Raw genomic sequence first — 10,083 nt, 5'->3', positions numbered from 1 at the left:
GAGAACGGGGTTTCCACCTTCCATGCGGCGAAGCCGTTGAAATCGCCTGCGCTCAGGCCTTGCACGTCCTTCATTGGAATCCTGCTCCGCACGATGGGGGATTGGATGAGTTGCGCGTGGTTGGCCGGCAGCTTGAACGCGGTGGCAACGGGAGGTGTTGCATCGCGCAGGGCCTGCAGGATGCGGGTGCCGGCGCGGCCATCGGCGTCGGGCCAGCCCAGCCGCTGCTGCTCGATGCGGATGGCGCGGCGGGTGGCGTCGCCGACCATGCCGTCGGCGCTGCCGATGGGGTGGCCGCGCGCGAGCAACAGCGTTTGCAGTTCGCGGCGTTCATTGCGGCCGAGGCCGGGGTCATCGGTGGGCCATGCCGTCGCCAGACCGCCGCCGCCGCGCAGGCGGTCGGCGAGGGTGGCGATGGCCAGCGCGTAGCTTTCGGCGGCGTTGTAGGAATAGATCGCGTCGTAGTTGCGGAACGCCAGCAGCGCCGGCCCCTTCGCGCCGGCCGGCAGCAGCAGCGCGGCGGCGCTGTCGTCGGCCATCGTCGGCACCTGCAGCGGCGTGCCGTCGGCCAGCACGAGGCCGAGCGTGCGCCATGCGCTCAACGGCCGGCGCTTGCCGCGGCCGGCGAGGGTGGCATCGAAGCCTGCGGGGAGGCGCACTTCCACGCCCCACGGTTGCCCGCTGCGCCAGCCGGCCCGCTTGAGGTAGTTGGCGGTGGAGGCCAATGCGTCGGGAATGCTGGCGACCAGATCGCGGCGGCCGTCACCGTCGCCATCGACCGCGATGCGGGCATAGGTGGAGGGCATGAACTGGGTCTGGCCGAAGGCGCCGGCCCAGGAGCCGGTGAGGCCTTCGGCGCCGAGGTCGCCGCCGTCGATCAGCGTGAGCAGGGCCAGCAGTTCGCCACGGAAGAACGGCTGGCGGCGGCCGTTGCAGGACAGCGTGGCCAGCGATTGCAGCAGCGGGCGCTTGCCGGTGACGCGGCCGTAGTCGCTCTCCACGCCCCATACCGCGACCACGGTGGCCGGATCGACGCCGTATTGCCCGGCAAGGCGGTCGAGCAGTTCGCGGTGGGTGGCGAGCATGGCGCGGCCATCGGCGATGCGCTGTTCGTCCACCAGTGCGGCGAGGTAGTCCCAGACCGGCGTGGTGAATTCGGGTTGGGCGTCGAGCAGCGTCAGCACGCTCGGATCCGGCGCGACGTCGGCGAACAGGCGGTCGAAGCGTTCGGCGGCCATGCCGTTGCCGAGGGCGGCCTCGCGCAGGGTGGCGCCGCAGGTACCGAAATCGGCAATGGCGGCCTGCGCGGCCGGTGCGGCGAATGCGCCAAGCAGGGCCAGCAGCGGCACTACCGGGGTCGGTTTCATGCTTGGCTCCTTGCGGCCGCGCAACTCCAGGCGAGGGCCGATGATAAACCGGCCCGCTCAGGCCGGTTGCAGCAGCCGCAGCCCGAACATGCGCCCCGGCGCGTCCCACGCCTGTCGCACGCGCAGGCCGGCGGCCGCGGCCATGCCGGCGAAGCGGGCGTCGTCGTACTTGTGGCTGTATTCCACGCGCATTGCCTCGCCGGCGGCGAACGCGAACGCATGACCAGCCACGTGCACAACCTGTTCGCGGTGGCTGACGAGGAAGGTCTCGATGCGCTGCCGTTCGACCACGTAGCGGGCGCGGTGGGCGAAGCCGTGCAGGTCGAAGTCGCTGCCGATCTCGCGGTTCAGGCGCGCCAGCAGGTTGAGGGTGAAGGCGGCGGTGACGCCGGCCGCGTCGTTGTAGGCGGCTTCGATGACGGCCGGGTCCTTGTCCAGGTCGATGCCGACCAGCGCCAGCCCGTGCGGGCCCATCGCCGCGCGCATGCCGCGCAGGATGGCGATGGCCTGTTCGGCGACGAAGTTGCCGAGGGTGGAGCCGGGGAAGAACAGCAGCGTGCGCCGCGCCGGGCGCCGGGCCGGCGGCAGTGCGGGCGGGGCGGTGAAGTCGGCGCAGACCGGCAGCATCTCGATGTCCGGGAAATCCACGGCCAGCGCGCCGACGCTGTCCAGCAACGCGGTGCGCGAGATCTCCACCGGGGTGTAGGCCACCACGTCCGCCAGCGCCCGCAGCAGCAGGCGGGTCTTGCGGCCGCTGCCGCTGCCGTACTCGACCACCCGCGCCTGCGGCCCGACCTGCGCGGCGATCTGCGGCAGCACCTGTTGCAGCAGCTCCAGCTCGGTGCCGGTGAGGTAGTACTCCGGCTGGTGAGTGATGCGCTCGAACAATGCCGAGCCGCGCGCGTCGTAGAAATACTTGGACGGCAGCGTGCGCGGCCGCGCCGACAGGCCGGCGAGCACGTCGGCGGTGATGGTGGCGCGGTCGGGACGGCGATCGACCAGGGCGGCCGGGAACGGTTCCGGCATGGCCATCAGGCGTCCCTGGCCAGGCGCAGGCCGGAGAACTGCCAGCGCGCCGCAGGCGGGAAGAAATTGCGGTAGCTGGCGCGCACGTGCCCGGCCGGGGTGGCGCAGCTGCCGCCGCGCAGCACCTGCTGGCCGCACATGAACTTGCCGTTGTATTCGCCGGCGCTGCCCGGCAGCGGGCGGAAGCCGGGGTAGGGGCCGTAGGCGCTGGCGGTCCATTCCCAGACGTCGCCGAACAGCTGCCGCGGCCGGCCCGCATCCCCGGCCTGCGCCGCCGGATGCAGCAGCCCGGTGTCGGCGAAATTGCCGGCGGGCGCGCAGGCCGCGGCCGCCGCTTCCCATTCGAACTCGGTGGGCAGCCGGGCGCCGGCCCAGCGCGCGCAGGCATCGGCCTCGTACCAGCCCAGGTGGCAGACCGGCGCGTCCGGGTCCAGCGCACGCCAGCCACCCAGCGTGTATTCGCGTTCCAGCGCGTCGTCCCAGTACAGCGGGTGGCGCCATTGGCCGGCCTGCAGCTGCGCCCAGCCGTCGCTCATCCACAGCAGAGGCTCGCGGTAGCCGCCGTCGTCGATGAAGGCGCGGTATTCGGCATTGCTCAACGGGCGGTTGGCCAGGGCATGCGCCGGCACCAGCACGCGGTGGCGCGGTGATTCGTTGTCGTAGGCGAAGCCCGCATTTGCCGGCCAGGGCGGCGCGCCGATTTCGACGATGCGCTCGGGGAACGGCAGCCAGCACGCGCTGCCCGCGGCATCGCTCGCCGCGGGCGGCAGGTCGTCGCGGTAGGCCGGTTGCAGCGGGTTGCTCCACAGCGCGTGCTTGATGTCGGTCAGCAGCAGTTCCTGGTGCTGCTGCTCGTGTTGCAGGCCCAGCAGCAGGTGCCGTTGCGCCGGTTCGTCCAGCGCACCGGTGCGCAGGCAGCGGCCGATGCGTTCATCGACCTGCGCGCGGTATTCCAGCACCTGTGCCAGCGTCGGCCGCGACAGCAGGCCGCGCCGGGCGCGCGCATGCGCCGGGCCGATGCTCTGGTAGTAGCTGTTGAACAGCGCCTGCCAGTGCGGATGCAGCGGCCGGTAGCCCGGTTGCAGGCCCAGCACGAACTGCTCGAAGAACCAGCTGGTGTGCGCCAGGTGCCACTTGGCCGGGCTGGCGTCGGGCATGCTCTGCAGCATCGCGTCCTCGGCCGACAGCGGCGCGGCCAGGGCCATGCTGGCCCGGCGCACCCGGCCGTAACGCTCGGCCAGCGTGGCCGGTGCGGTCGCGGTGCCGGAAGCCTTCAGCAGGGCGGCGCTGGAGATCTGCATGCCGCCGATGCTTGCCCAAGCCCGGTTAGCGCGGCGTCATGGCCCGCGCCGGCGCTCAGCCCTGTGCGTCGAGGTAGTACCAGCGGCCACCTTCGCGCACGAAGCGGCTGTGCTCGGCCATGCGCACCGCGCGGCCGCCGCCGATGCGGTAGCGGGCGACGAATTCCACCTCGGCGCTGTCGGTGCCGGTGACGCGGTGGCGCTTCACGTCCAGCCCCAGCCATTGCGTGCGCTGGCCCGGCGGGTCGTCCAGCGACAACGCGGGTGGCCGGGTGGTGGGATGCCAACTGGCCAGCAGGTAGTCGGCATCGCCGGTGACATAGGCGCTGTAGCGCGAGCGCATCAGCGCCTCGGCATCGGGTGCGACGGCACCAGCGTGGTAGCGGCCGCAGCACGGGCCATAGGCCGGGCCAAGGCCGCAGGGGCAGGGGGAGGTGGGGGCGATCGACATGGCGCATTTTCCCACCGCCAGCGCTGCCACCACCAGCCGTCGCGGGCGTATGCTGTCGCGCCCTCGTCCGCGACCCCCATGCTGGAACTGCTGCCCGCCGAACTGCCCTGGCTGATCGTCATCGCCTTCGTCGCCGGGCTGGTGGACGCGGCGGTCGGCGGCGGCGGGCTGATCCAGTTGCCCGGCCTGTTCACCACCCTGCCGCAGCAGGCGCCGACGGCGCTGCTGGGCACCAACAAGTTCAGTTCGATGTTCGGCACCGGCGCGGCGGCGTGGCGCTACGCGCGCTCGGTGCGCTTCCCGTGGCGGCCGGTGCTGCTGGCCGCGGCGGCGGCGTTCGTGTTCTCGTTCCTTGGCGCCACCGCGGTGAGCCTGCTGTCCAAGGGCGCGGTGCGGCCGCTGGTGCTCGCGTTGCTGGTGGTGATGCTCGGCTACACGCTGGCGAAGAAGGATTTCGGCGCGCTGCACCGCCCGCGCGAGGTCGGCCGCCGCGAACTGGGCATCGCGCTGGCGATGGGCGCGGTGATCGGCTTCTACGACGGCTTCTTCGGCCCGGGTACCGGCAGCTTCCTGATCTTCCTGTTCGTGCGCTTTTTCGGGCTGGATTTCCTGCGCGCCTCGGCCGCCTCCAAGGTGGTGAACCTGGCCACCAACGTCGCCGCGCTGGCGTTCTTCGTGCCCAGCGGCAACGTGCTGCTGGTGTTCGCGGTGCCGATGGCGGTAGCCAACATCGCCGGCTCGGTGGCCGGCACGCGCATGGCCCTGCGCGGCGGCACGCCGCTGATCCGCCGGCTGTTCCTGGCGTTGGTGGTGGTGCTGATCGCGCGCATGGGGTGGGACACCTTCGGCGGCTGAACGCTGGCCTGCCGATTTGATCCGGCGCAACGCGGACCGCATGCAGCTGTGCCCATGATGGCGCCGAGGCGGCCTCCCTCGCCGCCCGTGGAGACCCTCATGCACCTGGATTTTTCCGGCAAGGTCGCGCTGGTCACCGGCGCGGCATCGGGCATCGGCGAGGCCGTGGCCCGGCAACTGGCGACGAACGGCGCGCGGGTCGTCGTCGCCGACCTGGACCTCGCCGCCGCCGAAGCGGTGGCCGAATCCCTCGGCAGCGGCGCCCGCGCGCGGCAGTTGGACGTCGGCGACGCCGATGCGGTACGGCAACTGGTGGACGCCAGCGTGGCCGAATACGGCGGCCTGCACCTTGCGGTCAACAACGCCGGCATCGGCGGCGCCAGCCTGCCGACCGCCGATTACCCGCTGGAGGAATGGCACCGCGTGCTCGGCGTGAACCTGCACGGCGTGTTCTTCTCGATGAAGTACGAGATCCCGGCGATCCTCGCCAGCGGCGGCGGGGCCATCGTCAACATGGCCTCGATCCTCGGCAGCAACGGCTGGGCCGGTTCGACCGCCTACGTGGCGGCCAAGCACGCGCTGGTCGGCATGACCAAGACCGCGGCGCTGGAATATTCGGCGCAGGGCCTGCGGATCAACGCGGTCGGGCCGGGCTTCATCGACACGCCGCTGCTGGCGGGCATGGACCGCGCGGCCTACGACGGCCTGGTCGGGCTGCACCCGATCGGGCGCCTGGGCAGCGTGGAGGAAGTGGCGGCGCTGACCTGTTTCCTGCTGTCGGAACAGGCCTCGTTCATCACCGGCAGCTACCACCTGGTGGATGGCGGCTTTTCGGCGCGGTGATGGCGGCCGATGGGCCGGGGGAGCCTTGCGCTTTCCCCGGTTTCGACGCCGCGGGCGCGTTCAGCGCAGTATCGCGCCGGCCAACGCCATCAGCAGCAACACGATGACCGGCAGCATCGACAGCATGAAGCCCAATGCGCGGCTGGCCGGGTTGCCGACGTAGGCACGCCAGTAGACGAAGCGGCCGAGCAGGTAGACCGCGCCGACCCCGGCCACCCAGCTCGCCGGCCAGAAGCGCGCGGCGACGAACAGCGCCGGCAGCAGCGCCACCATCAGCTCCAGGGTGTTCATCTGCACCCGGTACGCGCGCTCGAAGCCTTCGTGGCCGGTGACCGCCGGTGCCTTCACGCCGTAGCGGCCACGCGCGCGGCCGACCATCGCGCCGAAGAACAGGTATTGGGCGACGGCGAGCAGGGCGACCAGTTCGACGTAGTGCATGGGGTTCTTCCGTGATTCTTGAACGTCATGGGAGTGGGGCGGTGGGGATACCGGAATTCCAGCACCGCCGACTCCGTTCGCCCCTCACCCCAACCCCTCTCCCGTGGGGAGAGGGGCTTTCAAAGCAAGCGGCTCAGCGGCGCGCGTGGCCCACTTCGATGAAGCGCAGGAACTCGGCGCGGGTGCGGGCGTCGTCGTGGAAGGTGCCGCGCATGCGCGATGTGACCATGCTGACGCCGCGCTTGTGGATGCCGCGGGTGGTCATGCACTCGTGCGCGCCTTCCACCACCACGCCCACGCCCAGCGGCCGCAACACGTCCTGGATGCAGTCGGCGATCTGCGCGGTCATCTTCTCCTGCACCTGGAAGCGGCGCGCATAGGCCTCGACCACGCGCGCCAGCTTGGAGATGCCCACCACGCGGCCGTCGGGCACGTAGCCCACGTGCACGCGGCCGATGATCGGCGCCATGTGGTGCTCGCAGTGGCTTTCGTACTCGATGTCGCGCAGCACGATCATCTCGTCGTAGCCGGCCACTTCCTCGAAGGTGCGCTCGAGGTATTCGCGTGGGTCGTCGTGGTAGCCCTTGAACCAGTCGCCGTAGGCTTCGGCCACCCGCCGCGGGGTGTCGAGCAGGCCTTCGCGGGCGGGGTCTTCACCGGCCCAGCGCAGCAGCGTGCGCACGGCCTCTTCGGCCTGGGCTTGGGTGACGGACGGGTTCTCGGGGTCGGCCATGACGGACAGCGCCTGGATTTCGGGGGTGGATATGCTACCAGCCGGCTACGCGGCGGGCACCGCAGGCGCAGGCACGCAACGACGAAGGGCGCCCATTGGCGCCCTTGTCCCGTGCCGTCTCCCGGCAGCAATCCCCTCCCTTGCGCGGCGCGCAAGGGAGGGCCCCGGGGAGGGGTGTTGCCCTGTCCGGCGCACGCTTACTTGCCGAGCACGCCCTTCACGTAGGCGACGATGTCCGCGTCCTGCGCGTTGTCGAAGAACGCCTTCTGGAAGCGCTCGCCGCCGATGGCCTGCTTGACCAGCTCCGGGTCGATCGCCTTCAGGCCGTCGATGAAGTTCTTCGACGCGCCCTGCTTGACCTGCGCCAGGATGCCGGCGTTGGCCATCTGCGATTCCTTGCGCTCTGCCGGATAGCCCTGGCCGCGCTCGCCGGCGAAGGCCTTCTCGAAGATGTAGCGGATGTTGATTTCCGCGCCCCAGCCGAAGCCCTTGGCGAACGGCAGCGACAGCGCGTTGCCGCTGTTGACCTGGGCGAACAGGAATGCGTCGGTCGGCTCGATGCAGTAGCCGCAGTACACGCCCGGCCATGCGTTGAGCGACATCATCGCGCCCTGGCCGGTGCCGCAGCCGGCGACGACGAAATCCACCGCCTTGGCGTTGAGCAGCAGCGCGGCGCAGATGCCCAGGTGGATGTAGGTCAGGCGGTGGTCGTTGTCGCCGTCCATGCCGACGTTGAACACCTGGTGGCCCTGCGCGGCGGCGACGGTATTGAGCTGTTCCAGCACCACCGGGTTCTTGGCGGCCTGGCTGAATTCCTGCATCAAGGCGATTTTCATTGCATGACTCTCTGTTTCGGTGTGGGGGAATGAATCCGGATGCAGGCGGGTAGGCGTACCCTCACCCGCCCTTCGGGCACCCTCTCCCGGCGGGAGAGGGAACCACGGGATCAGCGCGCCAGCCAGCCGCCGTCGACCGGGATGATCGCGCCGTTGACGTAGTCCGAGGCGGCCGAGGCCAGGAACACCGCCGCACCGCCCAGGTCCTCCGGCTTGCCCCAGCGGCCGGCCGGGATGCGGTCGAGGATCGCCTTGCTGCGGTCCTCGTCGGCGCGCAGCTGCGCGGTGTTGTCGGTGGCCATGTAGCCCGGGGCGATGGCGTTGACGGTCACGCCCTTGTCCGCCCACTCGTTGGCCAGCAGCCGGGTGATGCCGGCGATGCCGCTCTTGGAGGCGGTGTAGGACGGCACCCGAATGCCGCCCTGGAAGGACAGCATCGAGGCGATGTTGATGATCTTGCCGCGGCCCTGGGCGATGAAGTGCCTGCCGGCGGCCTGGCTCATGAAGAACGCGGACTTGATGTTGACGTTCATCACGTCGTCCCAGTCCTTCTCGCTGAACTCCACCGCGTCGGCGCGGCGGATCAGGCCGGCATTGTTGACCAGCACGTCGAGGCGACCGAGGCCGGCGACGGTTTCGGCAACCACCCGCTCGACCGGCTCGATGCTGATCAGGTTGGCTTCGATGTTGAGGAAGCGGCGGCCCAGCGCGCGCACCTTCTCGCCGGTTTCCTCGGCCGGGACGATGCCGGCGCCGGCGATGTCGGCACCGGCGGCGGCCAGCGCCACGGCGATGCCCTGGCCCAGGCCGGTATTGGCACCGGTTACCAAAGCGACCTTGCCTTCGAGACTGAATGGATTCGACATGCTGTTCCTCTCCCTGAGCGGTAGTGCGGGTTGGGGCGCCTGCTGGCGATCATTGCCCGGGGCGGTACCGCCGCCGATGCATTGCGGGGCCATCATAGCCAATTGGTAAACCGGTGTCATTTTGCACTGCGGGACACCTGGTTCCCTTTCCGGAACAATGGCTTGGGGGGTCAATCCAGCGGCGGCTGGCAGGAATCGCGCACGATCAGGTGCGGGCGCACGCTGGCGATCTGCAGCGCGGCCTGGCCCTCGGGCTGGATCAGCATGGCCGCGGCGGTGCGCCCGGTGTCACGGGTATTGCGCCGCACCGAGGTCAGCGACGGCCACAGCCGCGAGGCCAGCGGGCTGTCGTCGTAGCCGACCACCGACAGCTCGCGCGGGATGTTGATGCCGGTGCGCATGGCGACCTTGTAGACGCCGGCGGCCATTTCGTCGTTGCCGGTGAAGATCGCGGTCGGCCGCTGCTTGCCCAGCAGCAGCTTCTCGGCCGCGGCCACGCCCGACTCGAAGGTGTAGCCGGCCTCGATGATGCGCTCGGGCGGCAGCTCGATGCCGCGCCGGGCCAGCGCGCCGAGGAAGCCGGCGGTGCGGTCGTGGGCGGAGCGGTAGGCACCGGGGCCGGTGACCAGGGCGATGTCGCGGTGGCCGAGCGAGAGCAGGTAGTCGGCCGCCTCGGCGGCACCGTCGTGGTCGTGGGTCACCACCATCTGCGCGCTTTCGTCCAGCGCCGCCGAGGCGATGCGGGTGTAGCGGCAGCCGATCTCGTCGAGCATGTCGGCCAGCGCCTGGTCTTCCGAAGCGCGCGGCACCAGGATCACGCCGTGCAGCTTCTGCTGCTGCACGAAGCGCTTGACGCCCTCGATGTAGCCGGGGCTGCGGGTGTCGCAGGGGTGCACCACCAGCTCGAAGCTGGAACCGCGCAGCGCGTCGAGCGCGCCGTACTGCATGTCCACCAGGTACTGCGCGGTGGGGTTGTCGTAGACCATGCCGATCAGGAACGAGCGCCGGAACGCCAGCCCGCGCGCCAGCGGGTCCGGCGCGTAGCCGACCTCGCGCATCAACGCCTCGACCTTGTCGCGGGTGTCTTTGCGCACCAGCGGCGAGTTGTTGATGATCCGCGACACCGTTTTCTTGGAGACGCCGGACAGCCGCGCGATGTCGTTGATCGTCGCCGGCCTGCCCAAGGGTCTGGTCGTGGTGTCGGAATCGGCCTTCTTGCGCAATGACATGTCCTTCAAACCATCCAGCGGGAACGGATTCTAGCGGGGCCGCAACGGCAACGGCGGCGCCGGCCGGGCCCCGATGGTAGCCCGATGCAGCCCGATATACCCGTGCGTACGGGAAACGACCGCCACCGGCGGCGGCAA

At 70.4% G+C, this 10,083-nt stretch carries 11 protein-coding genes (1 of these 11 only partly in view); 2 read left to right on the top strand and 9 right to left on the bottom strand.

Annotated features, from left to right (window positions below; genetic code table 11):
- The 4 genes in view from MIC98_RS01615 to MIC98_RS01600 are tightly spaced (at most 57 nt apart) and all read right to left on the bottom strand, a layout consistent with a single transcriptional unit that may run on beyond the window.
- Positions 1–1,367, bottom strand: the 5' portion of a protein-coding gene (locus MIC98_RS01615) for a lytic murein transglycosylase (protein WP_239735078.1). 790 nt of this gene lie to the left of the window's left edge; the window shows 1,367 of its 2,157 coding nt (coding positions 1–1,367); its start codon is at positions 1,365–1,367; its stop codon lies beyond the left edge, outside the window.
- A gap of 57 nt (positions 1,368–1,424) precedes the next feature.
- Positions 1,425–2,399 carry an L-histidine N(alpha)-methyltransferase gene (gene egtD / locus MIC98_RS01610; protein WP_239735077.1) on the bottom strand — a complete coding sequence of 325 codons (975 nt, stop codon included), beginning with the start codon at positions 2,397–2,399 and terminating at the stop codon, positions 1,425–1,427.
- Positions 2,399–3,694 (bottom strand): ergothioneine biosynthesis protein EgtB, encoded by a 1,296-nt coding sequence (gene egtB / locus MIC98_RS01605; protein WP_239735076.1) that lies wholly within the window; start codon positions 3,692–3,694, stop codon positions 2,399–2,401. The genes egtD and egtB overlap by 1 nt, the downstream gene beginning before the upstream one ends.
- 55 nt (positions 3,695–3,749) lie before the next feature.
- The gene (locus MIC98_RS01600) at positions 3,750–4,145 is read right to left on the bottom strand and encodes a YchJ family metal-binding protein (protein WP_239735075.1); all 396 of its coding nucleotides are present in this window, start codon (positions 4,143–4,145) and stop codon (positions 3,750–3,752) included.
- A gap of 78 nt (positions 4,146–4,223) precedes the next feature.
- On the opposite strand from MIC98_RS01600, the gene MIC98_RS01595 reads away from it, so the two are divergent.
- Together MIC98_RS01595 and MIC98_RS01590 are read left to right on the top strand one after the other, a co-directional pair.
- Complete coding sequence (locus MIC98_RS01595) at positions 4,224–5,000, top strand: TSUP family transporter (RefSeq protein ID WP_239735074.1); 777 nt, start codon at positions 4,224–4,226, stop codon at positions 4,998–5,000.
- 99 nt (positions 5,001–5,099) lie between these two features.
- Positions 5,100–5,843 carry an SDR family oxidoreductase gene (locus MIC98_RS01590; protein WP_239735073.1) on the top strand — a complete coding sequence of 248 codons (744 nt, stop codon included), beginning with the start codon at positions 5,100–5,102 and terminating at the stop codon, positions 5,841–5,843.
- Positions 5,844–5,903: 60 nt separating this feature from the next.
- On the opposite strand, the gene MIC98_RS01585 is transcribed toward MIC98_RS01590, so the two are convergent.
- The 5 genes from MIC98_RS01585 to MIC98_RS01565 form a co-directional block, all read right to left on the bottom strand.
- Positions 5,904–6,281 (bottom strand): MAPEG family protein, encoded by a 378-nt coding sequence (locus MIC98_RS01585; RefSeq protein WP_239735072.1) that lies wholly within the window; start codon positions 6,279–6,281, stop codon positions 5,904–5,906.
- Positions 6,282–6,414: 133 nt separating this feature from the next.
- The gene (gene folE / locus MIC98_RS01580; protein ID WP_057640906.1) at positions 6,415–7,014 is read right to left on the bottom strand and encodes a GTP cyclohydrolase I FolE; all 600 of its coding nucleotides are present in this window, start codon (positions 7,012–7,014) and stop codon (positions 6,415–6,417) included.
- Positions 7,015–7,211: 197 nt separating this feature from the next.
- Positions 7,212–7,850, bottom strand: coding sequence for an RpiB/LacA/LacB family sugar-phosphate isomerase (locus MIC98_RS01575; protein WP_239735071.1), 639 nt, complete (start codon positions 7,848–7,850; stop codon positions 7,212–7,214).
- Positions 7,851–7,960: 110 nt separating this feature from the next.
- Positions 7,961–8,716, bottom strand: a complete 756-nt coding sequence (kduD, locus tag MIC98_RS01570) for a 2-dehydro-3-deoxy-D-gluconate 5-dehydrogenase KduD (RefSeq protein ID WP_057640908.1) — start codon at positions 8,714–8,716, stop codon at positions 7,961–7,963.
- A gap of 170 nt (positions 8,717–8,886) precedes the next feature.
- Positions 8,887–9,945: a LacI family DNA-binding transcriptional regulator gene (locus MIC98_RS01565; RefSeq protein WP_057640929.1), complete on the bottom strand. Its 1,059-nt coding sequence runs from the start codon at positions 9,943–9,945 to the stop codon at positions 8,887–8,889.
- Between the last annotated feature and the right edge of the window lie 138 nt (positions 9,946–10,083).

The organism is Stenotrophomonas sp. NLF4-10 (assembly GCF_022359915.1).
Taxonomy (GTDB): domain Bacteria; phylum Pseudomonadota; class Gammaproteobacteria; order Xanthomonadales; family Xanthomonadaceae; genus Stenotrophomonas; species Stenotrophomonas daejeonensis.
Note: the sequence above shows the minus strand (reverse complement) of the source record. Positions and strands in the feature narration are given on the sequence as shown.